Source organism: Pelosinus fermentans JBW45, from assembly GCF_000271665.2.
GTDB lineage: Bacteria > Bacillota > Negativicutes > DSM-13327 > DSM-13327 > Pelosinus > Pelosinus baikalensis.
On record NZ_CP010978.1, the window covers coordinates 1466826 to 1493221 of the forward strand.

A 26396-nucleotide genomic window follows, 5' to 3' on the forward strand; every position below is an offset into this window, starting at 1 on the left:
ATGTAAATGATAAAGCATTTCATTATCAGCAGAATCGTTGGTAAGGATATAAAGCTAGGGAGGATGAAGATGAAGAAGAAAACCGTATGTGCGTTCTTGTCACTGCTGCTTACTGTCCCTGTTGTTCAGGCCCAGGAAAGCGAAGAGGAGGTATTCCCTCTGTCCGAGGTAATTGTAACTGCTACTAAAACCAGCAGGGAGGTGAAAAGTGTTCCTACGGCCGTTCAGGTCATAACCAAAGCCGATATCGAGGCGCGGGGGGCACAGACGTTAAAAGATATCATCAGTACAGCCACCGGTATCAGTGTGATGCGATCAGACGGTAAAAATGCGATTTCCATTCGCGGTTTCGATTCCAGGTTTTCAATGATTTTGATTGACGGCAAGCGGATTGCTTCGGAAATTGACCAAAACTATGAACTGGAGCGCATTGATCTGGATAATGTAGAACGTATTGAGATCGTCCGTGGGCCTGCCAATTCACTTTATGGCACGGATGCGTTGGGTGGTGTGGTAAATATTATTACCAAGAGCCCTGTCGAGCAAGCCCTTACCTTGCGGTTTGATCATAGAGCCTATGGGGGGAATGAGGGGGCAAGAGATAATTATCATTTTGCCTATGACTCCGGCAGAATCGGCAAATACGGTGTCACCATCTCAGGAGCCCAATTAAAGAATGATGCTTCCTTTAAGGATGATGGTACAACCTATGCGCCCTTTGGAAAAATCAATAACTTCAATACCAAGATGGATTATCACATCAGTGAAAATGAAATTTTTACATTTACAGCGGCTTATATGGATGAAGATACGCGGGAGCATGTTTTTAAACAAACTCCGGCTGGCAAAGTTAAAACGGAGGTTCATGATGACAATGAGCGAACCGAATATGCACTGAGCTACAGCAAACAACAGGACGATGTATCCGTATTTTTCCGGGCCTATTTATCAGATTATTATAAGAATGTAGATGTACATAATCTTGCCAATAATAAATTTATGAACTTCGGTAAATCCCATCGTACGGTTCCCGGTTTTGAAACACGCCTAAGCAAGAACTATGGAGCCGATCATCTGCTCACCTTTGGCGGTGAATACCGGCCAGAGAAATTTCGCGGAACGGGGGTAAGAACCGGCAAGGGGATTTATACAGAAACCTACAAAGACCCGGTTTCTGGAGAAATAAAAACCCTGCAGGGATCAAAAGTTGATATTGATTATTCAGCCTTGTATGTTCAGGATGAATGGCAGGCATCTTCTAAGCTGCTTGCGGTTACGTCGCTGCGGTATGATGACAGTAATAAATTTGGCAGCAATGTAAGCCCCAAACTGGGACTTACTTATCAGGCAGCTGATGATCTTAGGGTTAAGCTGAATGTTAGTAAAGGATTCCGCAGCCCTACACCGAATCAGCTGTATATTAATTCCCAGGTAGTACGCAACGGTAAGGCAATGACTTTACTTGGAAATCCCAACCTGGATTCAGAAGACTCCAATTCTTATGAGCTTTCCCTGGAGCGGGATTGGGGGCGGACTACCGGTAAAATTACCTATTTTACGAATAAGGTCAGCAATATGATTGAAGAGGATATGATAGACAGCAGTACGATTCAATATAAAAACATTGATAAAGCCACTATTCAAGGCATGGAAGCTGAGGTTGCCTATCCGTTGTCAGAAAAAATGCTTTGGACGACCAGTTATACCTATCTGGATGCGGTAAATGATACGGAAGGAAGCAGACTCTTTAATCGAGCCAGGCATAAAATAGCTTCCCGCTTATCCTACGTGGAGTCGTCAGCAGGTTTACGGGCTAATTTATGGGCTGAGACCTACAGCAATTATCTATATGAAGCTTCGGCGGGCGTTGGCAGGAACAAGTCCTATACCTTATGGAACTTAAATCTGGAGAAAGCAATCAGCAGTAATAGTGCAATCATTGTGGGAGTGGATAACCTATTAAATAAGCAGGATGACGATTTATCAATCCAAGGCGCTTATATCCACACCAGTTACAAAGTTAAATTGTAACTTTCGAACTGGCTGCAGCCTATACTCAAAAACGGAGGCGTAACCAATGTATCATAGACTGACTAGAGCCGCGCTTTTGCTGGCACTGATGATTGCACTGCAATCCATCAGACTGCTTGTACCGATTCCATTTTTTATCTCGATGTTTGTTATCGGCAGTGCGGTAAATGCCTGCCTGCTGCTGGCAGTGGAGAAAAGCGGCTGGAAGCCTGCAATCGTGCTGGCTGTAGCTGCGCCGACGGTTGCAGCTCTACAACAATTTTTACCAAGTCCGTTATTTATTTTTCCGATAGCTGCTGCCAATGTAATGTATGTTGCCAGCTATAGGATGCTGTTAACCGTCAATCGCTGGCTGGCAGTTGGTGTAGCTGCCGGTTTAAAGATGGTGGGCATGTACATGGCAATTTCAATCCTACTGGAACTGATGAATGTATCGGACAAACTAGCGGCTGGTCTGAAAATGATGTTTGGTTACCCTCAGTTGATCACTGGAGCAATTGGAGGAGTATTATGCTATATGATAATGAAAAGACTGGAGGGGACCAGGTCATAACGACCAACCTGCTGCTTTTGTCCGGCTGCCGAGAGTGCCATATCTGTCTACAGCAATGTCCTTTACATAAAGGGAAGGGTGCAGGAACGACAATGAAAATAGCTCTCAATCAGGGGTGTATTAATTGTGGCTTTTGTCTGCAAGACTGTCCGCAAAAAGTCATTGGCTACCAGGACGATATGGAATTGTTTCTGCAGGATTTGGCAAGGGGAAGGCAAATCTCTTTATTGGTTGCCCCGGCAGTTCAGCGTCACTTCAGCGATTATCGCCAGGTATTCGGTTTTTTGCAATCCCTGGGTGTAAGAAAATTTTATAATGTAGTATTGCGGGCGGATATTACCCTGTGGGCCTATGTCCGGATCCTGGAAAGTAATTACGGCAAGCCCTTTATCTCATCACCTTGCGCGGCTGTAACTGACTATATTATGAACCATGTGCCAGCTTTGCGCCCTCATTTGATGCCCGTGTATAGTCCGCTGGTGTGCAGCGCTGTGTTTTTGAAAAAATATCGGCAGCTTGATGATGATCTGGCATTCCTGTCACCCTGTATTGCGAAACGTGGGGAATTGAGGCAAAGTGGCAATAAGGTTCGATATAACGTTACGATAGGTAAGTTAAAGCAATATATAGTGGAGCGGGGTATTGATCTGAGTCGATATGAGGCTGTGGATTTTGCTGATAGCAATGAAGGGCAGGGAGTAACTTTGGGGGTAAGCGGCAGCGTGTGCTCAAGTATTCGAAAACACCTTCCGGGCAGACTGTTTAGAAAAATCAGCGGCAGCGGAGTATATCCTTATTTGACGGAATATGAAGCTGCTCTTAAAGCTGGTGAGCTGCTGCCTGATTTGCTAGAAATATATAATTGTAAGGCAGGCTGTGATAGTGGTACCGGTACTGGTAAAATGCTGCCGGGGGTCGTCCCGCCTAAGGCAGCGTTTGGCAATGCTGACTTGCAGCAGGAGGCTGCAGCGACCTTTGATGCCTTTAACAGCACGCTTAATATAGCTGATTTCATTTGGCCGGAGATAAAACGCTATGACACTCATGGAAAAGACAGGGGGAGGATATAGTGCAAAAGGCTTTTAGGATTAAAGATGGCAATGATGTATTGGTGATAAGCTATGAGGATATGCTTAAATACCACGGGCGGCAGTTTATTGGCGGTGTAGCGTTGGCGTATAAACTGCTGGAACTGGCTTTGCGTGAGTTAGTACCGGATGAGGTTCCGGTGCGTGACCGAATTACGATAACGCTGGGAGTATATGGCCCGGGCATTATCGATGGTATTGAAATGGTTACCAGAGCTATGAGAAGAAATGCGTTACTGGTTAAACCACAGCTGGCTGCTGATAAATTGGCACCTGATGCGGCTGACGGGCAGGGGGGCAAGTATTATTTTGAAATTGCTTATGACGACGATAAACTGAATATTACCCTAAAGCCGGGGTTGTTACCGAATGAATTTATTCAGCTTGCTTATAAGACTCATGATGGGACGATAACCGAAGGGGAACAATTGCGTTTGCAGGATCTTAAAGAAGAAATTGCTCAATTCCTTCTAATGCAAAAGCCAGAAGACTTATTTGACTATTGCCAGACGAAGCTGTCCGATTCATGATTGTAAAATATCACTGCCACCTCTGACAAAGAGGTGGCAGTGATATTTTACAATCATGAATCGCTAATTTACATAGAAATAAAGCCAGAACGTAATTGACAGTGATTATCGTTATCGCATATAATTATGTTCATAATTGGCAGTATCAAAAGGATACGTTTGAAGGGTGAACAAAGGTGGAGCATTTTAGCCTATTACAAGGGATCTGGAAGGTTGGTAACCATTATTGGCGATCGAAAGCAAAAAACTATGCGATATTGCTATTGCTGGTTATTATTGGGCTGAATATTACCAGTGTTTATATCCAGGTGTGGTTGAATCAATGGCGCAATGTGTTTTTCAATACATTACAGGACAGGGATATGGCGGCATTTCTGGAGTCCTTATATCTTTGGGGTGGGTTGATCCTGGCGGCTTGGGCGGTAAGTGTCTACCAAAACTATCTGCGTCAGCTGTTGGCGGTGAGTTGGCGCAGCTGGCTGACCGATCGGCTATTGGGGGAATATTTGCAGTCAAAAAAATATTATTGTCTGCAGCTTCAGGATAACGGTATTGATAATCCGGATCAGATGATTTGTGAAGATGTAAAATTATTTATTGATTCCCTCTTGACGATTTTTTTGTGGTTCTTGTACAATCTTGGAATCCTATGCAGTTTTACATTGATTCTGTGGGAGTTGTCAGGTAGTTTTTCTTTGTCCTGGAGGGAGTCGAGTATCACAATTCCTGGTGATATGGTTTGGATTGCCTTGGGATATGCTTTGATGGTGGATTGTGTTATGGGGAAAATGGGTCATCCCCTGGTACAGCTCAATTTTTTACAGCAACGTTATGAAGCAGATTTTCGTTTTGCCTTAGTGCGCTTGCGGGAATATGCAGAGGAGATTGCTTTGTATTCGGGAGAGCATCGGGAACGCCATTTGCTCAGGAATTATTTTAAAAAAGTGTATGATAACCTTCATCAATCCATAAAACGCCAAAAAATCTTAGACAGTTTGATTTTTTTCTTGTGCAGGGGTACGGAGCCTCTTCCCTACATTGTTGCGGTTCCGCGCTTTTTTAGCGGAGAGCTTCAACTAGGAGGTCTGATGCAGGTCACGGGAGCTTTTGAAAAGGTACAACGGTCACTCCTGTTTTTTTCTAGTTGGTATAAAGAGATTACGGAGTTAAAGGCCATTGTAAAACGATTGGTTATTTTGATGGATACCATGGAAGAGTTTAAGCGATTGGACCAGAAACAGTCAATTCGGATTATTGACGCTCCTGACTCGGCTTTTTCGGTAGAGAATTTGAACCTCAAGCTGCCAAATGGGGAGCTATTGCTGGACAACTTTGCCATGAGGCTGCAGCCTGGTGAATCTTTGCTGATTACCGGATCATCTGGTTGTGGCAAAAGTACATTGATCAAGGCAATTGCCGGGATTTGGCCTTTTGGCGAGGGGCATATTCACATTCCCCAGAATCAGCAGTGTTTGTTTTTACCCCAGTCGCCCTATTTACCTGTCGGAACCTTACGGGAAGCGCTGCTTTATCCACGCTCCAGTCAGGAATATTCAGAGGAAGCCATTCAGGGGATACTGAGGAAATGTTGTTTGGAGCATTTACTGGAACGCTTGGATGATCAGGAGAACTGGTCCCATGTTCTTTCCCTGGGCGAGCAGCAGCGCATTGCCTTTGCCCGGGCCATTTTACTGCGGCCGCAGTGGCTGTTTCTGGATGAGGCTACTTCTGGATTGGATGAAGCTACGGAGAAAAAGCTATATAGTCTGATTCGAAGCGAGTTAAAGGGCACTGGAGTCATGAGCGTTGGTCATCGTAAGGACTTATTTGTCTATCATCAGAAAATCCTGACCATCAAAGGAAAAGGATGCTGGGATTTAGTGGCCTAACAAGGAATAGTAAAGCAACCGCCGATCGGCGGTTGCTTCTATTTTTATGAATTGTCTTGTCTTACCAGCGCCGCGTCGCTGTCAGGATGATCGTTCGCTCCTCGCCTTGGAAGGTCATGGTGTTGCCATAGGCGGATGCTTCATAAAATTTATCAAATAGATTACGTACGTTAAGCTTATACTGCCAGTCTTTGGCATTGTAGCGGATGGATGCATCGGCAAGCCAGATGCCGCTGAGTTTAATCGTATTGTCAGTATTATAGCGGGAGCCTATGTAACGTACGCCAACTCCTGCATCCCAGCCATGCTGGGTTTGCTTGTCTTTGGCAGTGTCCAGCCATAAGGCGGCAGTATGCTTTGAGACACCAGCGGTACGTCGGCCAATTGCCGTTTCATCAGTGTCTTGTGTAATCTTATGATTGAGAATGGTATAGGAGGCAGTCAGACTCAAGTCTTTGAATGCTGCCATATTTGCTTCTAATTCCAGCCCCTTGGAAGCAACTTCTCCTGTTTGGATACTGAAATTGGTGTTTACAGGGTCTGTTGTCAGTGCGTTTTGCTGGCGAAGATCAAATAGTGCTGCCGTAAAGCGGGCATTCATATTTTCCGGCTCATATTGTATACCCAGCTCATACTGCTGGCCGGTGGTCGGTACGAATTGCCGATTATTGCGATCCCTGCCGGATTGGGGCTCAAAGGATTTGGAATAGCTGATGTAGGGAGACAGTTCCTTGGTGGCGTGATAGACGAGTCCGGCGCGACCTGTAAAAGCGTCCTGGTCGATCTCGGTTATCGCCCCATTTTGCGGATTCACACCATTTTGCTTATACCAGTCTTTGCGTCCGTTTAGCGTAGCCGTCCACTTTTCGCCAAAGTCAATCTGATCCTGGACATAGATTCCGGTCTGCTTGACTTTGCCCCTGTAGACCACAGCAGTTTCAGGCGCAACCCAGGAAGTGCCGTAGTGCAAATCATCGAGGTCAACAGCAGGAATACTGCCGCCTTTACCGTAACGGTTTGTCAGGTTGCCGTGCCGATAATCAATGCCGATGAGAGCCTGATGACTGACAGCGCCGTTCTTCCATTTCGCTTCCCCGTAAGTGTCTAGCTGATAGGAAGTGGCAGTGTCATCATAGGCGAGGGGGTCGAAGGTAACCGTGTGACCATCCCCTTGAAGGGTCGCCCAATTCTGATTATAAACGGTATTGGTCTTGCCGTAGCGAAAATTCTGATGAAGTGACCATGTATCATCTACTTGGTGATCCAGGAGATAACCGTAATAATATTGCTCTCGCTGATAACCGGTGTAGCCCGGTTGTCCCAGTAATAGTCTGCCGGAGCGACCATAAAAGTCGTTGTTTGGACGGTAAAGGGAAATGCTATCAGCAGAGCCTTCCAGTTCATCCTTTAAATAATGGGCCTGAAAGGTAATATTGGTATCTTGATCAATTTTCCAGGCCAGAGATGGAGCAATAAACTTTCGTTTGAAGCTGCTATAGTCCACTGGCAAATCCTGATCTCGAGTCAGTCCTGTCAAGCGGAACGTCAGATGATCCTGACCGTCGATTTTTCCGCCAAGATCCAAAGCGATGCTGCGGTAGTTGTCAGTGCCGCCCTGGATCTGGATTTCCTGGAGTTGATCTGCTGTAGGGCGTTTGCTTACTAAGTTAAACATTCCTCCTGGTGCGTTGCTGCCATAAAGGGTTGAAGCTGGTCCGCGCAGAACCGCCACTTGTTCTAAGCCATATTGTTCAAAATCCCACAGGGCGAAGTTGCTTGTTGTTAGTTGCAAGCCATCAACGCGTCTATCGACGTCAAATCCTCTCACCAGGCTTGCATTCCAGCGGTAATCCGTACCTTGTTGATTGGAAGTGACGCCGGCGCTGTATTCTAATGCTTGTGTAAGGTTTGTCGCACCTCGGGCATCCAACTGCTCCCGGGTGACAATACTGATGGACTGGGGCGTATTCACGAGCGCTGCATCGGTCTTGGTGCCAACATTGTTGCGCTTGGTAACATAACCTTTACCATATGTATCTTTGTCTGCCGTTACTTCAACGCCTTCCAACGTGAATTCAGATTGGGGTGAAGCGATATTGGCTACAGTACTTTGAGGTTCAACTGACTCTTCGGCGGAGGAAGCATTAGGCCACTGCCAGAGCAGGCTGCTGCCTAGCAAGGCATACAGAAGTTTTTTTTTGGCATGAGATGTTGTTTTTTCCATAGTATCGACTCCTTGGTTCATCAGGGTGATTTTCGTTGCTGGCCTAACAGCAAAAATCATATGATAAAAATAATCAATATCAATAAAATTGCTTATTACATTCACTAGTGACAGTTAGCCCTACTAGGATTAGTAAATAGTGGACCAACCTGGATCTATTATAGCAAGGCTTTTTTTATAGAGTCAATTGAAGGAGAAGGTGATTTTTGGGGGTGTAAAGAATCAATCAGCAGCCTATAATATGAGAATAATTATCACAATATAGGCTGCTGATTGAGATGATTTTGCGATTTAAAACCGTATCTTAGTGGTATTTGACAGTATGAAATTGCAATACAGGTTATTTTTTCTATTGATTCCATGTTATGATAAAGAAACAGATTACGTGAATTAAACTCTAACGTCTCGCCAATTGTTGGAAAGGAAGATCGCCGTGGGAACGAATGAATACTTGACAGGCAGTGCGGAGTTGGCCGCCCAGTTAGGCTGTACAAAAATTAATCAGAATAATGTTGTTGAATATTGCTTACCGCCAGAACATGGTGACAGCTGGCTGATGGAAGCACATCCTTCTGCTGGATTATTTGTTACTAACGCCTACGTTACTTTGCTGAAGCCCGTTGTCAGGGAATATGACATCAGGCAGAATGGGCGGTGGCTATGCTCGGTGACTAATGGTGTGATTACGATTCTAGAGCCTGGAAAGAAAGCACGGCGGCTACAGCCTGGTATTCATTTAGTGCAAACAGGAAGGCAGCCATTTAAAATTGTATTTGACGCTGATGCACCAATTTGGTTTACCAGCATTTGGCTGTTTGATGGATGGATTCATGTACATTTGCGAGATAAATCAGTAGAGCCGTCTTACAATTTCGCTGATTATGATGGGTGGCAGTTTGCCCAGTATAATACTCCGGACATCCTGTTGTTATTTGAGCAGCTAAAATATGCCCTAAGAATTGCCAGTGTACCGTTAATGTATTATGAGAATAAGATCGGCGAATTGCTGGCATTGATTATACGTAATGTTCGTTATGAATGGTTTTGGAAAAGGCAGCTGCAAGAGGAGCGACGCCGTTATGTTACGTATCAAAACAAGAAATATATGTTTTTGGTCAAGGAGGAACTTGATAAAAACATTTTAAATCCGCCCTCAATTAAACAGCTTATCGCCGTTGCCGGCATGGGTGCAACCAAACTGCGCCAGTGCTTTAAGGAAACCTTTGGATATACCATGGATGAATATCTGCGTCAGGAGAAGATGAAAGAAGCTATGCGGCTGTTATCAAATGATGATTTGAACGTTAAAAACATTGCGGCGGCAGTTGGCTATAAAAACAGCAGTCAATTGATTGCCAACTTCAAAAAAGTGCATGGCTTTACGCCTAATGAGTTTCGAAAGTTGTTCGGTTTGTAGCTGAAAGTGGATTATGAAAAGTTCTAATTGGAAAGTATTTTGTAGTGGCAATATGAGTAATCAGTTATAATAAGAAGCATAGAATAAAGCTTTTGAAGCTGAAATAAGTGTAGAGATTGGAGAGTGGCACATTTGGCTAATGAAAATTTGAAAAAAACTATTTTACAGGTTGTAGACAACCAACTCAGAGAGAATAATCCACCAATAACGAAAATTACATTTGAAAGACTGCAACAATCCGGATATACAACGCAGCAGGCAAAAGAAAAAATTGCTGCTATCTTGCTAGAAGAGATGTACGATGTGCTGAAGACTGGACAGCCATATAATGAAGAACGATACAGTAATAAATTATTGAAGTTGAAATAGTATGCTGCGGTGGGAGAACCCTTTTGCCAAAACTTGAAGAGCAATTAAAATTATTGATAAAATGAATCACAATCCGCTGATTTTTCGGATTGTGTGATTTTATTTACGGTGATGGTTTCTTGAGCGTTATTGCAACAAAAGCCCTAGTGAAAGTCCAACGTAAAAACGATATTTATGTAGATGATTCATAAAGAATTCGTGACAGGAAGAAAGCCATTTCTCTATATGCAAAGTGAATAGAAATGGAACTAGTCTCTAGTCATGGGAAAAGCAGCACCTTCCCGAGGGAAGGGGGCTGCCTTTTGGAATGCATGAATAATGTGGGCTGAACATTGCGAGCTTAACGTCAAGAAATCCTTATTTTAATTTTGAAAAAGGTATTATAAATACTCCGAAATGATATATTTATGCTCTTATATATCACGAAATTATTTGCGTTACCGTAGTAATAATGCTGGTTATCTTGCCTTTGTAAGGGGGAGGCAGGTTTGGTTGGAGTCGTTTATATCGAGCTAGAATGCTTGACGAATGAAAGAAAGGGTTGTTATACTAATAAAAGTCACCAACTTTCAGCTGATGTAGCGTACTGCATAATTGAAAAGGACTGTGGATAGGAAAAAAAATTAAGCATTTGATGATAATGATAATTATTATTGAATGCTTTCTGCATGACAATTGCTTGGGACAGTACCTATACCGCTGCAAAATTTACGCTGTATATGTTGAACCATTTACATAGGATTGTTCTGGTAATGCAGGCAGGAGGAGTTTTTCGAAACAATGAAATACTGGTATAAAATTCACAAATGGACAAGTTTGATTTGCGCAGTTTTTCTGTTGAGTATGTGTGCAAGTGCCTTGCCTCTGATCTTTGGCCGAGAAATAGCGGCATTTAATCAGGTTAGTGAACCTACGGCTTTAGGAGTATCCTTAGTAGATTTGACAAAACTGTCTGTGGGGAAGCAGGCAGAAACCGTGCTGGAGCGTTACCCCGGCTACAATCTGCTTGCTGTCTATCTGGATCATGAAAAGCATACGAACGGCTTTTCCATACAGTCTCAAGACAAGGGCTATGAGTATATTCGTCTAGATTTGAACACAGCCCGATTCATAAAACGGTCTAATGAACAAGTGAGGTATGAGGTGATTCCGAAGTTTATGGAATTTGCCTATCGGATGCATGTTGATATGTATCTTGGGTCATTCGGCAGGAACTTGTTCGGAGCGATGTGCGGATTGAGCGTTGTAGCTTTGATCTCGGGCATCTGGTTGTATGCCCCTTTTATGAAAAACATCTCCTTTGGGACGATTCGTTCTTCTCATCGGCGTATTTATTGGATGGACTGGCATAAATTACTGGGGATTGCCACACTTTCCTGGGCAGTATTATTAAGTGTAAGCGGATTTATTTTTATATTTGCTGGTCCGGTTCATAATGCTTGGAACGAAAGCATACGCAAGGAATTTTTGATCGATTATCAAGACAAGCCCTTTCCTGTCCAGCGTATTTCTATTGATGAAGCAATGGAAGTGACCCAAGCCGCTTTACCCGATCGCAGAATAACGGGGATCGAAGTGCCCCAGGAAGATGGGAAAATGCGCTGGCATTATACGGTTCGCACACAGGGGGAAGGTTGGGACGCGCACTTGAATAAGCCTGTCTGGGTTGATGCGTCTACGGGAAAGGTTACCGCCGTCATTCAACAGCCTTGGTATATCCAGACGCTTTCTATGGCTAGTCCAGTTCACTTTAGCAATCATGACACCTTACCGTTGAAAATCTTATGGTTTATTACGGATGCCTTGACCTGCATTATGATCATCACTGGCATTTATGCCTGGTTTGTCAAATTCAGGCCGAGCAAAAGCAATGCGGCGAATAGGCAGCAGGCTAAATCTGTCCCTCCGGTACGGCAGTCGTCCAGGCAAATATGGCTGCTGCCTGTAGTTATTATATTGATTACGTTGTTCGGAATTATCGCGCCTTTGGCTGGCAAGGAATGGAGTGCCATATCGGCTGTTGCTCTGGCAATACCCCTTGTGCTCACCGGATATTACTGGCTGCGCAGTTAATTACGGCACGAAAAGAAAAAGAACCTTTGCCGCACCTTAAGATAAAAGGATGCGGTAATGGTTCTTTCTTAATTAAAATATAAGTTGGAGAATATTAATCACAAAGAGTTATAAAAAAAGTGATGAACCGCGAATAGGCGAAGAAATGTGAAGGACACGAAGGGATGTTATAGATATTTTTATTCTTCGTGTTCTTCATATTCTTCGTGTCTTTGCGGTTCAAAATGCTTTATTTTTTAGCTGAGGACAAGTTTATAATATTATTTTTATCTGTTACATTTCATTTTGCAATGAGTCAAGTGTCTTCGATTGAGAGAATATGCAGGCTTTAGGTCGTACTTCCACAAGCTGTGGAAGTTTAATGTCTAGGTGGAGCGGTAAGTTGCTGTTATAATCAACTTGTAGCAAGCGAGGTGTAAGGTGTTGGAGATTCAGAGCAAAAGGATTTTAAAAATACTGAAACTGTTTGATATTGAAAAAAAAGTACTCAATAGTGCTAGTATGGCTGTTTTGATTGGTGTAAGCTCAAGGACGATTCGCAATGATATTAAAGAATGTAATGCTATGATTCAGAAACATGGTGCTCAAATTCAGGCAGAAACTGGTGTCGGGTATATGCTGAAAATTTATGATGAGAACCGTTATGATGCATTTAAAGATGCACAGAGCAATGAAGGCCGGAAAGGCTGGCTGAAGAACCATATCATTCCTTCAGACCACAATGATAGAATTTCCTTTATTATTGCTGAGCTTCTGCTAAACTCCTTACATGAAAGAGTCGTTACAGAGTCAGAACTGGCCGATGAACTTTTTATTAGTCTTTCCACCTTGAAAAAATACATGAAAGACATAAAAAAAAGTTTGCGTCGCTTCGGCGTTGAGATTATTGCTGATCGAATGAATGGTGTCCGTATTAAGGGGGATGAGGCACAAATCCGTTATTGTATTTCAGAATATATTTTTAATAGCAATGATTTGGTAGATTTGGCTCAGAATGTATTTTACCGGAAGCTTTTCTCACTGGAAGAAATTGAAAAAGTAAAACAGATCATCCTGAAGGTCATCTTAAAATATAATATTCATCTAACTGACATTGCTTTTAAGAATTTATTGGTGCATATCATTATTACACTGAAACGGGCCGATAGGAAAAATACGACGGAATATAGTAAAGAACAAATGATGATTTTGGAAGAATCTATCGATTTTTCTGTAGTAAGCCCACTTTATGAGATAACAGAAGAAACGATAAAAAGTGTTGACTTCATCTTTACCACCGTACCGATTCAAGGAATCCATTCCGAAAAGATTATTCAAGTAGAGCCAATTTTGACCGAAGAGGATTTGGGAAAAATCGAAATGATTATCCATGGAGATGAAGCAGAATCCCAGGAGCATTTTTTTAGAGAAGATTTGTTTTTTCCGGGATTAAAGGCAAATTCTAAAATGGATGTTTTAGAAAAAATGACGGACCTAATGTTAAAAAAAGGATACATCGATCAAGCAGGGAAAAAATCGGTATTTGCCAGAGAACAGATGGCATCAACGGAATTAGGCAGCTTAATTGCTATTCCCCATGCTTTAGAAAATCATAGTAAAGAGGCGGCAATTGCTGTGGCAGTTTTGGAAAAGCCGATTCTTTGGGATAAGGAAAAAGTGCAGGTTGTATTTTTGTTAAGTATCCCGAAAAGTAAATGTCGGGTATGGGAACCTGTTTTTGAAAGATTATATCGTTATTTTATTAGTGACTTTGGCGTGAATACATTGATTAAAAATGCCAAATTTAAAGTGTTGATAGAAAAACTTGGAGAATAGTAGGAAAAGGGGCTAGGGTAGATGTTAAAGGATTTGACCAGTGAGAAACTGATTCGTTTGAATATTGACGCGAAAGATTGGGAAGATGCAGTTCGTCAAGCAGCAGATGCCTTGTTGCAAAATGGAAAGATAAAGTCATCGTACATTGAAGCGATTATAAAGACGGCTAAAGAGGGGGGGCCTTATTTCGTTCTTACGAAGCACGTTGCCTTACCCCATGCTAGGCCGGAGGCGGGTGTAATTGAAAGTGCTATCGGTATTGCAACATTAAAGGAACCGGTTGTATTTGGAAATAAAGAAAATGATCCAGTAAAATATTTATTTTGTTTGAGTGCTCTAGATAGTGAAAGTCATATCAATGCTTTGGCAGATTTGACGGGATTGTTGGAACGTAAAAAATTTTACGAGTTTTTGGATCAAGCGAAAGATGCGTCAGAGGTAATGCAGTATATTAAAAGTTTATAGAAAAAAAGGGGTATGAAAAAAATGGAATTTAAAGGGTTAGTTGCTTGCCGTGCAGGCGTAGGATCAAGTTTGATGCTAAATATCAAACTCAAACAGGTGATTAGTGAAAATAAGCTTCCAATCAAGATCGAACATGGTTCGCTGGATGCAGTTGCAGGTTTTAATGGAGCTTTGATTGTTACGTTGAGCGATGTTGCTAAAGAATTGGAATCAAAGAAATTGCCGCAGAAAATCATTGGTATTGACAATATTATGAACAAGGTCGAAATTCTGACGAAATTAAATGCTTTTCTTGCTGAAGCCAAGTAAAAAGAGCAAGACGTAATAGATATCAATTATGGATATGATGCTCCTATGTTAAAACGGTATTAAGCATTAGATTTAAACCGTGATGTTAGTCTGACATAGGAGTGACGTTTTTAAGCATAATGAAAACACCAATCTTTTCAGCTATGCTGGAAGGCAGTGATGTTTTCAGCAGTATTAAATATGTGAAAAAACCTCCTATCATAAAACAATATTGGAGCCTAAGCTAATATCAAAACAGGAGGCATTTCCAATGTACAGTTTAAGTCTAGCATATACAAAATAAAAATGCCAGTATTATACAGTTCTTATTTCATAATATAAGAAGATGTTATGTAAGTATTCCGTCAAAATCGACAATGTCAGAATTTATAGAATAATCTTTTAATAAAAATGCACTGATGATACATGATAAACATCCAGAATTAGTGAACAAATGAGAAAAAGAGTTTTGGCACGAGAATATATGTACGTAGCAGTAAGCAAAATTGCAGAAGATGCAATAAGAAATACATTAAGAACAGCAAGAAGAAGCGAACATGGCAAAATATTTCATACATATAGGAGGCAGAAATTATGGATTTTATAGTTAGTTTATCAGCTCCTCCGTTTTTTGAGGTTACAGAGAAATCGTCTATATTAATTCGTCTTTTTATGATAAATTATTGCATCTAGCCTATTAGGTGCAATGTCCGTCCCAGCCTACTCTCCATTGGTCATTAGGATGTATAATCAGCATTTTTCTTTATATAATCATACGAAAAATCGCAAGTCCAAATTTCTATTCTGCTATTGCCTTGATTAAAATCAATTAATATATTAATGTCTCTATTTTTTAAGGATTGCTTTGCTTTTTTATATTCTTCATCATCAATAATTGGTTCACCACATTTAACGATTAAGTGATTATTTATGTAAAGATCTATAATACTACAATCCATTTTTGTCATAGCCTTACCTGTTGCCATTAGAATTCTGCCCCAATTAAGGTCTTCACCAAATAAAGCAGTTTTAACAAGTGGAGAATTCGCAATTGATAAAGCAACTGCTTTGGCTTTATCTCTGCTTGGAGTATTGATAATATCAATAGTTATAAATTTAGTGATACCTTCACCATCCTTAACGATTTCTTTAGATAGGTGCTTCATCAGAATTTTCAAATGGTTGTAAAAATTTTCATATCCTTTATCATTTATGTTTTCTATCTTCTTGTTATTAGCCACCCCGTTTGCAAGTAAGAAAATGGAATCATTAGTGCTCATATCTCCATCTATTGTTATACAATTAAAAGTATCTTCGGCAGATTCACTTAAGGATTTCTTCAGAAGCTCATGGGATATTAATGCATCGGTGGTTAAAACACTAAGCATTGTAGCCATATTAGGCATTATCATGCCTGAACCTTTAGCACAGCCTGCAATAGTTACTTCTATTCCGTCAATATCAAACTTTATAGATGCTTGCTTAACTTTTGTATCAGTTGTCATTGTTGCTTCAATAAAATCCAGGCTATTTTTTTCATCAAGCTTTTCAGTAAGTGTTTCTAAATTATTTATAATTGAGTCAGCATTAAGCTTTTTCCCTATGACGCCGGTCGAAGCTATATAGCATTCTTCTATATTTATTTTTAAACTTTTAGAAAGTTCTAATATGCAACGCTCCCCATCTATTAATCCTTGTCTACCTGTAAATGAATTTGAACTTCCACTATTTATCAGAATAGCTCTTTTCTTATTAGATAATTCATCCATTTTCTTTGATATCACAATAGGTGCAGCAATAACATCGTTTCTTGTGTAAATAGCAACACCTAAAGTATCTTCTACTGTGGAATATAACAATCCTATATTTTTCTTTAGTCCATTAGAGCAGACTCCTGCGAATTTGAAACCTTTAACTGCTTTAAGTCCATTAAAATCTATCATTCGTTCTTTCTCCTTTTGGCGAATAATTTAACGGTTAACTTATTTCCAAAAAAACTATATTGAATAATCCTTTTATTCAATATAGTTTTTTATTCCCCCATACACATAACTAATTCATTTAGCATAGTATCAACAAACTGTTCTACAATTACTTTCTTGGTTGTTGACTGATAAAAATTTACAGATAGACTCAGAGTGTTATTAAAGATACTGGCTAGCATTACAAGACCTGGTGAAAAGGGTGCCGGCCCTATCATATAACAGTCTAGAATATCTAGAAATCCGAATTTCGTTGTATCTTTGGTAATAACTCCGACATTTGAGAAGACAGGCATATGTACTTTGTTTTTTATAGTGTAATTTCTGAGTCGATAAATATGAGCATTTGCATATTTAAGATTTAATTTTCCAAGTTTTTCTAATTCAAAAGCACTTTTTAAACCAGGCCAATCTTTTTTTATTTTGGTTGTTTCATGCACAATTTTAGCTAATGTTTCATTAAATGATTCATTTATATTTTGAGTAGACATAACAATTTGCTTTCCAGAAAAATTACAAATTGGCATTTTCTTATTTGCGGGCAGATATCTGCGCAAGTTAACTGTTAAATGTATAGATATAGTATTATCTTGTATTTTTGCTATTTTGGAAAGAGATCTATGGAAGCCAGTTAAAAGGATATCATTAGTTGTAGCTCCATTTTTATGAGCGTAACTTGTAATAGAATTGAGTTGTTTGAAATTCAATTGTCTTAATAAAAATTTTTGTTCTTGACTCTCACCTATAGTACAAGGAAATGCTACTGTAGGACTAGGATTAGGTTTATTGCATATCGCGTTAATATCAGCGGTAAGATTAAGAATATGTTCTTGGCTACGATTTGCGTAGACACTGGGTTCTACAATATATGGCTGTTCATAAAATAAATGATTATAAATGGATGACAATAAATTTAGATATTGTTTGAATGCCTCTACATCCGAACAAGTATGATTCAATTTTACACAAATTGTGTCGAATTCAGCTCTTAATACTTTTATCTTTATTTGACAGTCGTTCGTAGAATTAAAGGGAGTGCTAATGAAATTTTGTAATTCGGTTTCATCTTCTTTAGTTTCAATGGTAGAGCACAATTCTGTCTCCTCAATATTATCGTTGCGTTTCCAAACAAGATTGTTATTTTCTTCTATTAGGCAGCAACCTAAAATGGGTTCAACATCTAAGGAGATGCGAACAGCTTGTTTTAGCATTGTATCATTTATTCTTCCATTAAGTTTTAAGACGCAATTAATCTGATTATTTGTAAAATGCTTACCAGTAAGATAATTACCAATATCTTGGGCGACAGGTGGAAAATAGATAGGTGACTTTTTCAAAAATATTCCTCCTTAATTCGTTCATCACATTAAATTAAACTATTTCTATTCCAACGTCAATTAATTTGGGAGTGTTTAATAAGTTTATTAATATTTTAGCTCTTTTCTTATGCTTATCAATTCGCTTTACAATTCCTTCTAAATTCTTCAAAGGTCCATTCAAGATGAATATTTTCGAGTTTTTTATATGTATGCGAGAAATTTTTACAATATCTCCTGATCCTACTAGAGAAAGAATAATATTTATTTCAGAGTCATCTATAGCGGAATAATAGGATCCGTTGCTATTTAGTATTTTTATTATTTTAGGAATTTTTTTTATTATATTATATATAATATAATTCATATCTGCACAGATAAATACATATCCTGGAAACATTTTTTTTTGAACGAGATGGGCTACACCTTGTCTTTTCTCTATTAACAATCTTTTGGGTATCAAAGAGTGCAAGGTATTATAATCAAAGTAGGACTGAAGGCATTTTTGTATACCTTCCTCCGCTCCTGTTTTAACCCAGAGTACATACCAGTACATCATATAACTATCATCCCTTTCACTGGGCTCAAGGCACAATTCAGAACTGAACTTTACTCTCATAAAACATGTGTACTATATTTAAAGTTACAAATAGTGTGCCATTGAGCACGTAAGTAATTTTTTCAAAAAATGTATGTGATTATGCTGCTTTTTTTCAGAGAAATCGTAGCAACATATCAGCAAAAATTATAATTCAACAGGGCACACAGCTTGCGCAGGTGAATGCCAACGTAAAGCTATCTAGACATTTTAAAATTAAGCAGAGTCTATTTTTTACAATAAGTCTGGCTGTTTATGAGTATGAAAATTCCAAAATAGTTTATTGTTTGACCACCTCTGTATAAATAATATTTTTACAAAATATGTATTTAAACTTATTATAGAAATATGTAAAATAAATGTCAATATGTAAAATAAATGTTAATATGTAAAATTTAAGAAAATATATATTGACAGAAATAAATATTTTACTTATTATTACAATATATCAACAATTTGTAATAATAATTGATGTAAAAAATATTTATTTTACAATAACTTGAAGAACTTTATACGAAGCTGCGTGCACGTTAGAGTTCCGATAGGATCAGATGGAATGTTATGAACTAGTGTATAAAGTCTATACATGTTTGGGCGAAGCTATGACCAGGTAGTGGTTAGAGTATAAAATTGTGCATAATGATACAGCAATTATAAGAATAAAAGAATTACAGACATTTAAATTTTGTATCTAAATTGTGGGTAGTATAGGCTGCCCATAATTTTTTTATTTAAGCTGGTGCAGCCTAATGATTATGTCTAATTTAAAAAAATATTAAAATCAAAAATGAGAAAGTTGTAAAAATTTAACAAATAAAGCAGGGAAATAAATTTCTTAATCTTGTCAAGGCTGATGTAGGGGGATAGGATGAGGATCGAGAATTTATTATTAAATAATAAAATTAAAAACAAGGTTTTTTCAATTGTGGATGATTTTGGAGAATGGGATAGTACTAGCTTATGTAAGAGAGTAATCGCACTAAGAGATGTCTTATTAATTAATGGAGTAAAGCATTTAGACAAGGTTGCAGTTATTTGTGATAATGGAGCATCATTTATTATTGCAATAATGGGGGCATTAGCTGCTGGTTGTATTGTAGTTCCTATAGATCCTCAATTACCTATTTCTGATGTCTTTGATATATTGCATGGTAGTGAGACAAGGCGGATGTGTATTTCTGGGGTGAGGTCCGAGGTAAATTACAGCAAAAAAAGAAATGAGGACGTACAGATATTTTCAGAAAATTTAGGGGAATGGGAAAGTGATGAGACTCTTAGCAAATGTTTTCAAAAAATACAAAATTATACAAGTAAAGAACCCGCATTTATACTTTTTAGTTCGGGCACATCAGGAACTAGAAAAGGAGTAGTCTTGACACATGATGCCATAAGTACAAATGTAGATGCTATTATCGACTATATGATACCTAAAAGTAATGATATTTTCTATATCACTAAATCAATGATACATGCATCAACTCTCGTTGGGGAAGTTTTAGTTGCACTTAAAATTGGAGCAAGAGTTATTGCGCAAAATCCTATCGTACCTCTATCAACTACTTTAAAGAGGATTGCCACATTTAGACCTTCTATTATCTTTGTTAATCCTACGATTCTCCGATTATTACTTAAAGCTAAGAGCAAATATTCGAATGTGGAGAGTATTCGATTGGTGTATGTTAGCGGAGAAGTTGCAGATGGAAAGTTGCTAGCTGAGGCTGAACAATTTTTTTATAATGGACAAGTACATAACGTTTATGGTTTAACGGAAGCTGGGCCTAGAGTAGCTGCGCAACGTGTCAACAATAGATATATAAAGCATGGGTCTGTAGGAAAACCAATACGTGGTGTTAGTATTGCTATAAAAAATAAAAACGGGGTACGATGCAAGTGTAATGAAATAGGGATGATATACGTGAAGACTAGAAGCGCGATGCTACAATACTGGAATGATGATGTGGCTACTTGCAGGAAATATTTTAATGGTTGGTTAATGACAGGTGATTTGGGTTATATGGATAATGAAGGTGATTTATTTATTGTGGGCAGAGCAGATGATATAATAATCCGTGGTGCACATAAGATAGATCCATACCGCGTGGAAAGTATAATAAAACGAATACCTGGAATAGATAGCTGTATTGTGTTTGGTATTCAAGATCAAATTCAAGGGAATCGTGTTATTTGTATATATCTGAATGATGAAGGTGTATCAGTTGATACTGATACAATTATGATAGCCTGCAGGGAGAGCTTAGCGCTTTACGAGATTCCGCAAGAATTATATTCAGTAAAAAAAATACCAACTACATTAGGCGGCAAAGTTTCGAGAAGGTTAGCTATCTCATTTTATTATAAACACCTGCTGAAAAATTAATTAATTAATGGATAAGGATGGTAATCGGCAAAAAAAGTTGGAGGTTAAGAGATATGGAAAATAAAAGATGTCTCGACGCTTCGGTTATTATACCAGTGTATAATCAAGCAGAGTCACTCCAGATTACATTGAATTTTTTTAAATTTCAAAGCTATGATTCAAAAAAATATGAAATTATAGTAGTTGATGATGGTTCGACTGATGGATTAAGAGACAAAATTAGGGAAGATAAATGGCCTCAATTACCATGTAGCATAAGTTATATTTATAGTGAAAATAAAGGAAGAGCAGTTGCAAGAAATAAAGGAGCCGCTATAGCTAGGGGAAAAAGGCTAATCTTTTGTGATGCTGATAGATTTCCAGATCGAGATTATATAAAGAATTATATTGTAAGCAGTTCAGAGTTAAATAAGATTGCTATTGTGGGAAGCCCATGGGATTATTTTGGACATATAAAATATTTATTAGGAAATCATTGTGGAAATATTAGCATTATACGGAAATATTCGAGGTTGCCTTTATATTATTTAAAGGTGAAAAATTTATATGACGCCAAAGGTAGCACAAACTCGGGAATCGCTTGGGCAACTTTTCTTGTTGGTAATTCTTGCGTGAAAGCGGAAGATTTCGAGACAATTGGTGGTTTTGACGAAGATTTTAATACCTGGGGTTTTGAGCACTTTGAATTTGCTTTGCGTTTACAAAAAATAGGAGTTAAATTTCGCAATTGTCCTGAAATCTCAAGTTTCCATATACCGCATGCAAGAGGGGAGGGACACTATAAATCAGCAATAACAAATAGTATACAATTATTTAAAGCAAAGCATCCGAACTGTAATCTAGATAGCCTCAGAGGTTTTTTATTTGGAGAAATGTCATTGCAGGATTTTGAGTTACACTTTTGTGGAACGCAAACTACTTACTTAGGAGAAAGTGAATCCATATATTATAATGTAGTTTAATTCTTATTATAATATATGGATATTTTGTAATTACCTTATATCAAGATAAAAGAGATTTTGATATTACAATATTAAAAAAGTTTGGAGGATCAATATGTCATTAAAAGAAGTTGTTAATCAATTAGAAAATATAATTAGGGAAGAACTTCGTTTAGGTGAAGGTATGAAAATTACTTATGATACAACATTAGAAGAAATTGGTGTTGATTCTATCACTATGATGCAATTATTAGTTTTTATTGAAGAGCGCTTCGGATTTGAATTTGGTGAGGATGCGTTATTACGAGGTAATATGATGTGTATTCATGATTTGGTAGATTATATTTTACCAAGAATTCAAGAAGATGATAATTGCTAAATTTTGATGAAGGGTGTTTTGTATGTTTACACAGTTTTGGCTAGTCAATAATAAAATATCGCTTGCTGCAGTATCACACCGAAATGATTTAGACAGAAAAAGCGTGTGTGGAGTTGTCCTAATAGCTGGATTTTCGCAGCCTATGTGTGACGTTGACTATTTTATGAGTAAACTTGCTCGGCAGCTGTCCAATTTAGGAATATTTGTTTTACAAGTAGATCCACGTGGACATGGTGACAGTGAAGGTAATCTGGAAAATGTGAATTTGTACACTCTTCGCGAAGACTTATCCATTGCCGTTAATTTTGTAGCAGAACAAGTAGGCGATAAGGTATTTTGTATAGGACGAGGGCTAAGTGCTACGTTATTTGCTGAGATATCTTCATTAGCTCCAATTCGAGGTGTTGTAGGAATTAGTCCATATTGTATAGAGCCGTCTATTGTATCCGAAATATGGGCTAATATTAAACCGGGAATTTTCGATGTTAATGACATTATGCCCGGAACGGATTATAAGTCTTTTAGCAATTTTGATATAGGGAAAATTGCATTTTGTAATGCTATTGGTGCATTGCCATACAATCTTCATGGACAGGTAATGTCTACGGAGATTTTATTTAATTTATTTGAATATAAACCTCTCGAAGTACTTAAAAAATGTAAAGATAAATCTCTTTGGTTACTATCTGAAGGTAAGGATAATAATCGTATAGTACATTGGCATCTAGAAAATGAAAAATTATATCCTAATCTAAATAATTATGTAAAAAATGCAATAATTAGAGATCCACTTTGGCAATACGATATTATAGAACGTATCTGCAATTGGATTAAGAAATATAAGTAGGAAATAAAATTAAATGTTAGTGAATATTCTAATTGGGAAGTTGAGTTTTAAAGATAAATTTATGTAATGAAGGAGACGTTATATGCAAGTTCCTGTTCAGATATATGCAAAGGGACGTAATCTAGCTGGAGTCATACATATCCCGTCTGTAAGAGCCATAGGTGCACCGATTATCATAATGTGCTATGGACTAAATGGCGATCGTGTTGAAGTCCACAGGATGTCAGTTTTTGCGGCTAGGAGAGCTGCGCAGTTAGGTATAACATTTATACGTTTTGACTATAGTGGATTGGGATTAAGTGATGATGAGTTTTGGCATTCATCTATCAATACAAAAGTTGAGGATGTTTTGGCAGTTATTGATTTTGTGAAAGGATGTTTTCAAACTGAAAATCCTACATTAGTATTATTAGGATTTAGTGATGGGGGAAGAGTTGCGTGTCGGATCGCTAATATTTGTAAAGAAGTTTCCGGTTTAGCGATGTGGAATCCTATGTTTTCAGCTATGCCACCTATTCTACCAAACTCAGGATTTGTACCTAAATTTGTCCGTGAACCACAGACTAGAGAATTTGTTTATCCATTCTTTGGGCTTTGGATGGGAAGTGAGTATGTAAGAGACATAAATTCAAGTATGAATATAGAAGAGTTTAATACCTATGATAAGGATAAATTGTTGATTTTTGGAGGAGACGATCTTTATTCAAAGGAAACAAGGGAGCAAATAATTAGGGATCCTTCTAACTTGACCACAAATGTTAAGATTATTAGTATTCCGGGGGCTAATCATTTGTTTAATCGTGTAGAGTGGACGGAACAAGTAATTAGTAAAACGATGGAATGGGTTCTTGAAGTTGGAAGGTTAAAAAAACGAATGAAGGAGGAACTTAATTAAATGCTAATAATTCAAAATAGTGAAAATGACTTCATACTATTAATATAGCAGTGAGGTCATTTTTGTTGGCAGGAGATTTTAGAAAGTAAATTGTTGAACTAAAAAATGTGTAGACATGATTTAAAAAACAGGAGGTAATAAAATGTGTGCAGTAAATATTGATAGGAAAGAAAATGTTTTAGTTATTGAATCCCTCAGTGATGGAGTTCTAACGATCCAATTTAATCATCGACATTATAATAACCCTTTTAGTGATTCTATGCAGGATGCTGTAATAAATAGTCTGCAATCTGCTGAAGAAAACTCAAATGTTAAAGCAATAATATTAACAGGAGGAGTCGGCAGATCCTTTAGTGTTGGCGGGGATTTCAATGAAGTCAAGACACTACAGGGAGGACAGGAAGTTGATTTATGGATAGATAGAATAACTAAAATGTACACTGCTTGTCTAAGGGTATCGAAGCCTACTATTGCAGCTGTAGATAATTATGCAATTGGTATAGGGTTTCAATTGGCTTTAACTTGTGACTATAGAATAATGACAGAGCGCGGTAAATTTATCATGCCAGAGTTAAAGCATGGGATTGCTTGTACCTTAGGTCAATGCATGCTGGAAAAATCGTTAGGTAGGAATGCTATGTTGGAAATAATTTATGAATGTGAGGCTATTCCGTTACAAAAATGTTTTGATTACAGATTGATAAATAAAATCTCATCTCCAGACAAGCTGCTTGAAGACTCACATCTATTAGCGAAGAGATTGGCCAGTTATCCTGAAGTAGCTTTTAGAAAAACTAAAAAAGTAGTTAATGAAAGTTATGTAGAACAGCTGATAACAGTTACGGAACAAACAAAACTAGCTCATCGGATGACTTTTGGTGACGGAAGAGCACAGCAATTTATGCGTAAAGTTGTAGGTGAAACAGTGTGAAGGATACATTGAAGAAAACTATATATATATCATCTAAAAAATTGTCAAAAGAAATTAATTTTTGTAAAGAGTTTACATATAATGGATTATATGTAGGATATGGTTCAGATTTACAGAAAATTAATGAGAAATGTGAGTCATTAATAATTTCTTTTGAGAAGGGGTGCATAGAGGCAGATTCAATACCGAAAAATAATTTTATAATGATAGGTAAGGATAACCTAGTTATAGTTGGCAGTGATATGAATACTCAGGCGATATTTTATATAAATATTCCTGAAAAAGGTATATTTGCTGTTTTTAATGATCTGTTTATAGCGAAAGATATATTGCAAGGAATTGGACTAGAAGTAGAATATGATGTAGAAAAGAATGGTGAGAATTTAACATTTTTTAAGTATGTAAGCCGTTTAAAGCATGGCGAAAAAATTGAAGTGCACTATAATAACAACAATTTGAAAGTAGAAAAAAATTTGCAGAGTGATATTCTCTTGCAGCCTTCTTGCAGCATGGCACTTGATAAAGCAAAAGAAAGGTTTTATGAAGTTTTATTTAACGCAACTAAAGAATTAACGAAATGGGACGAGGAAATCTGTATCTCTCTTTCTGGAGGTATTGATTCTGGAACAATTGCGTACATCCTTAAAAAGCTAAATAAAAAAGTGTGCGCATATACTTTGGGAACAGATTGGGGTAACGAATATAAGGAGGCACAAGAAACGGCAGATTTTCTAGGGATTAATTTAATAAAAATTCATTTGAGTAACGAAGAAATTCTGCGGGAAGTACCAAATGTAATAAGGTACTTTGCATTTAAGGATGTCGTGCCAATAGAGGTTGCTTTGGTCGCAGTTTCTCTTTATCAAAAACTATATAAAGAGATTGGAAAAAAGATGACTTTTGTTACTGGATACGGATCAGACCTCTTGAATGCTGGAATTTACTCTAATTTTAATTACTATTCAGAATTAGAAGACCAGATCGCTAATGGCTTACGTAAAACTCAAATTTCTAACGAATTTAGTAATTTATTTGCACTAAATGTTGGCATAAAGACAATACATCCTTTTTGGCATTCGGATGTCATTAAAGAGGCTCTTAAAATTCCTGTTGAATATAAAGTAAAAGATGGAAAGGACAAATACTTTTTTAGAAGTATGATGGAGGGGAGACTTCCAGCAAGCGTTGCATGGCGTACTAAAAAAGGCGCTCATCAGGGAACTGGGTTAAGTACCTACTTAAAAGGAGCTCTTGAAAGCTCCTTTTGCAATAACTACGACAATCAGAATGACTATCAGAGTATAATAAAAAGCATTCATAAAGATATATTTCTTCAAGGAAAATACCCATGGAAATAAAGTAGATAACAAGTAGGCGATGCAATTTGG

22 protein-coding genes are annotated in these 26396 nt (G+C 38.1%); 18 read left to right on the top strand and 4 right to left on the bottom strand.

The features are described from left to right. Window positions 1-69: 69 nt before the first annotated feature. The 5 genes from JBW_RS06075 (at window position 70) to JBW_RS06095 (ending at window position 6091) form a co-directional block, all read left to right on the top strand. The gene (locus tag JBW_RS06075) at window positions 70-2031 is read left to right on the top strand and encodes a TonB-dependent receptor plug domain-containing protein (RefSeq protein WP_007957076.1); all 1962 of its coding nucleotides are present in this window, start codon (window positions 70-72) and stop codon (window positions 2029-2031) included. A gap of 46 nt (window positions 2032-2077) precedes the next feature. Continuing rightward, window positions 2078-2584, top strand: a complete 507-nt coding sequence (locus tag JBW_RS06080; protein WP_007957075.1) for a hypothetical protein — start codon at window positions 2078-2080, stop codon at window positions 2582-2584. Further along, window positions 2542-3654 (top strand): [Fe-Fe] hydrogenase large subunit C-terminal domain-containing protein, encoded by a 1113-nt coding sequence (locus JBW_RS06085; RefSeq protein ID WP_007957068.1) that lies wholly within the window; start codon window positions 2542-2544, stop codon window positions 3652-3654. The genes JBW_RS06080 and JBW_RS06085 overlap by 43 nt, the downstream gene beginning before the upstream one ends. After that, window positions 3654-4202 carry a hypothetical protein gene (locus JBW_RS06090; protein ID WP_007957066.1) on the top strand — a complete coding sequence of 183 codons (549 nt, stop codon included), beginning with the start codon at window positions 3654-3656 and terminating at the stop codon, window positions 4200-4202. Before JBW_RS06085 ends, JBW_RS06090 begins: the two co-directional genes overlap by 1 nt. Window positions 4203-4378: 176 nt before the next feature. After that, complete coding sequence (locus tag JBW_RS06095) at window positions 4379-6091, top strand: ABC transporter ATP-binding protein/permease (protein ID WP_007957065.1); 1713 nt, start codon at window positions 4379-4381, stop codon at window positions 6089-6091. Between the two features lie 61 nt (window positions 6092-6152). On the opposite strand, the gene JBW_RS06100 is transcribed toward JBW_RS06095, so the two are convergent. Continuing rightward, a complete protein-coding gene (locus tag JBW_RS06100; RefSeq protein WP_036681115.1) occupies window positions 6153-8315 on the bottom strand; it encodes a TonB-dependent siderophore receptor in 2163 nt (720 codons plus the stop codon). A gap of 433 nt (window positions 8316-8748) precedes the next feature. On the opposite strand from JBW_RS06100, the gene JBW_RS06105 reads away from it, so the two are divergent. The 6 genes from JBW_RS06105 to JBW_RS06130 all read left to right on the top strand — a co-directional run bounded on the left by JBW_RS06105 (window position 8749) and on the right by JBW_RS06130 (window position 14763). Next, window positions 8749-9732 (top strand): helix-turn-helix domain-containing protein, encoded by a 984-nt coding sequence (locus JBW_RS06105; RefSeq protein ID WP_007957063.1) that lies wholly within the window; start codon window positions 8749-8751, stop codon window positions 9730-9732. Window positions 9733-9879: 147 nt separating this feature from the next. Then, window positions 9880-10101, top strand: a complete 222-nt coding sequence (locus tag JBW_RS06110; RefSeq protein ID WP_235334153.1) for a hypothetical protein — start codon at window positions 9880-9882, stop codon at window positions 10099-10101. Between the two features lie 780 nt (window positions 10102-10881). Then, on the top strand, window positions 10882-12174 hold the full coding sequence (locus JBW_RS06115) for a PepSY-associated TM helix domain-containing protein (protein WP_007957060.1): 1293 nt from the start codon (window positions 10882-10884) through the stop codon (window positions 12172-12174). 423 nt (window positions 12175-12597) lie between these two features. After that, window positions 12598-13989 carry a PTS sugar transporter subunit IIA gene (locus JBW_RS06120; RefSeq protein ID WP_036681112.1) on the top strand — a complete coding sequence of 464 codons (1392 nt, stop codon included), beginning with the start codon at window positions 12598-12600 and terminating at the stop codon, window positions 13987-13989. 21 nt (window positions 13990-14010) lie between these two features. Further along, a complete protein-coding gene (locus tag JBW_RS06125) occupies window positions 14011-14454 on the top strand; it encodes a PTS sugar transporter subunit IIA (RefSeq protein ID WP_007957056.1) in 444 nt (147 codons plus the stop codon). 12 nt (window positions 14455-14466) lie between these two features. After that, on the top strand, window positions 14467-14763 hold the full coding sequence (locus tag JBW_RS06130; protein WP_235334154.1) for a PTS sugar transporter subunit IIB: 297 nt from the start codon (window positions 14467-14469) through the stop codon (window positions 14761-14763). Between the two features lie 716 nt (window positions 14764-15479). On the opposite strand, the gene argJ is transcribed toward JBW_RS06130, so the two are convergent. The 3 genes from argJ to loaP form a co-directional block, all read right to left on the bottom strand. Then, entirely contained in the window at window positions 15480-16685 is a 1206-nt protein-coding gene (gene argJ, locus JBW_RS06135; protein WP_007957053.1) for a bifunctional glutamate N-acetyltransferase/amino-acid acetyltransferase ArgJ, read from the bottom strand. Between the two features lie 89 nt (window positions 16686-16774). Beyond that, complete coding sequence (locus tag JBW_RS06140; RefSeq protein WP_007957051.1) at window positions 16775-18061, bottom strand: condensation domain protein; 1287 nt, start codon at window positions 18059-18061, stop codon at window positions 16775-16777. Window positions 18062-18095: 34 nt separating this feature from the next. Further along, entirely contained in the window at window positions 18096-18599 is a 504-nt protein-coding gene (gene loaP, locus JBW_RS06145; RefSeq protein ID WP_007957049.1) for an antiterminator LoaP, read from the bottom strand. A gap of 907 nt (window positions 18600-19506) precedes the next feature. Here loaP and JBW_RS06150 point away from each other — a divergent pair. The 7 genes from JBW_RS06150 (at window position 19507) to JBW_RS06180 (ending at window position 26366) form a co-directional block, all read left to right on the top strand. Continuing rightward, window positions 19507-21015, top strand: a complete 1509-nt coding sequence (locus JBW_RS06150; protein WP_007957047.1) for a class I adenylate-forming enzyme family protein — start codon at window positions 19507-19509, stop codon at window positions 21013-21015. Window positions 21016-21068: 53 nt separating this feature from the next. After that, the gene (locus JBW_RS06155) at window positions 21069-21977 is read left to right on the top strand and encodes a glycosyltransferase family 2 protein (RefSeq protein ID WP_007957045.1); all 909 of its coding nucleotides are present in this window, start codon (window positions 21069-21071) and stop codon (window positions 21975-21977) included. A 94-nt stretch (window positions 21978-22071) separates the two neighbouring features. Continuing rightward, a complete protein-coding gene (locus tag JBW_RS06160) occupies window positions 22072-22335 on the top strand; it encodes an acyl carrier protein (RefSeq protein WP_007957042.1) in 264 nt (87 codons plus the stop codon). Between the two features lie 22 nt (window positions 22336-22357). Further along, window positions 22358-23182: a serine aminopeptidase domain-containing protein gene (locus tag JBW_RS06165; protein ID WP_007957041.1), complete on the top strand. Its 825-nt coding sequence runs from the start codon at window positions 22358-22360 to the stop codon at window positions 23180-23182. 82 nt (window positions 23183-23264) lie between these two features. Next, entirely contained in the window at window positions 23265-24077 is an 813-nt protein-coding gene (locus tag JBW_RS06170) for an alpha/beta hydrolase (RefSeq protein WP_007957039.1), read from the top strand. Between the two features lie 142 nt (window positions 24078-24219). Further along, on the top strand, window positions 24220-25008 hold the full coding sequence (locus tag JBW_RS06175) for an enoyl-CoA hydratase/isomerase family protein (protein ID WP_007957038.1): 789 nt from the start codon (window positions 24220-24222) through the stop codon (window positions 25006-25008). Then, window positions 25005-26366: an asparagine synthase C-terminal domain-containing protein gene (locus JBW_RS06180; protein ID WP_007957037.1), complete on the top strand. Its 1362-nt coding sequence runs from the start codon at window positions 25005-25007 to the stop codon at window positions 26364-26366. Before JBW_RS06175 ends, JBW_RS06180 begins: the two co-directional genes overlap by 4 nt. Window positions 26367-26396: the final 30 nt, after the last annotated feature.

Coding starts and splice junctions, on each gene's coding strand:
- JBW_RS06080 (WP_007957075.1), top strand. CDS start 2,078: ATGTATCATAGACTGACTAGAGCCGCGCTTTTGCTGGCACTGATGATT.
- JBW_RS06075 (WP_007957076.1), top strand. CDS start 70: ATGAAGAAGAAAACCGTATGTGCGTTCTTGTCACTGCTGCTTACTGTC.
- JBW_RS06160 (WP_007957042.1), top strand. CDS start 22,072: ATGTCATTAAAAGAAGTTGTTAATCAATTAGAAAATATAATTAGGGAA.
- JBW_RS06165 (WP_007957041.1), top strand. CDS start 22,358: ATGTTTACACAGTTTTGGCTAGTCAATAATAAAATATCGCTTGCTGCA.
- JBW_RS06125 (WP_007957056.1), top strand. CDS start 14,011: ATGTTAAAGGATTTGACCAGTGAGAAACTGATTCGTTTGAATATTGAC.
- JBW_RS06170 (WP_007957039.1), top strand. CDS start 23,265: ATGCAAGTTCCTGTTCAGATATATGCAAAGGGACGTAATCTAGCTGGA.
- JBW_RS06155 (WP_007957045.1), top strand. CDS start 21,069: ATGGAAAATAAAAGATGTCTCGACGCTTCGGTTATTATACCAGTGTAT.
- JBW_RS06085 (WP_007957068.1), top strand. CDS start 2,542: ATGCTATATGATAATGAAAAGACTGGAGGGGACCAGGTCATAACGACC.
- JBW_RS06150 (WP_007957047.1), top strand. CDS start 19,507: ATGAGGATCGAGAATTTATTATTAAATAATAAAATTAAAAACAAGGTT.
- argJ (WP_007957053.1), bottom strand. CDS start 16,685: ATGATAGATTTTAATGGACTTAAAGCAGTTAAAGGTTTCAAATTCGCA.
- JBW_RS06175 (WP_007957038.1), top strand. CDS start 24,220: ATGTGTGCAGTAAATATTGATAGGAAAGAAAATGTTTTAGTTATTGAA.
- JBW_RS06115 (WP_007957060.1), top strand. CDS start 10,882: ATGAAATACTGGTATAAAATTCACAAATGGACAAGTTTGATTTGCGCA.
- JBW_RS06100 (WP_036681115.1), bottom strand. CDS start 8,315: ATGGAAAAAACAACATCTCATGCCAAAAAAAAACTTCTGTATGCCTTG.
- loaP (WP_007957049.1), bottom strand. CDS start 18,599: ATGATGTACTGGTATGTACTCTGGGTTAAAACAGGAGCGGAGGAAGGT.
- JBW_RS06130 (WP_235334154.1), top strand. CDS start 14,467: ATGAAAAAAATGGAATTTAAAGGGTTAGTTGCTTGCCGTGCAGGCGTA.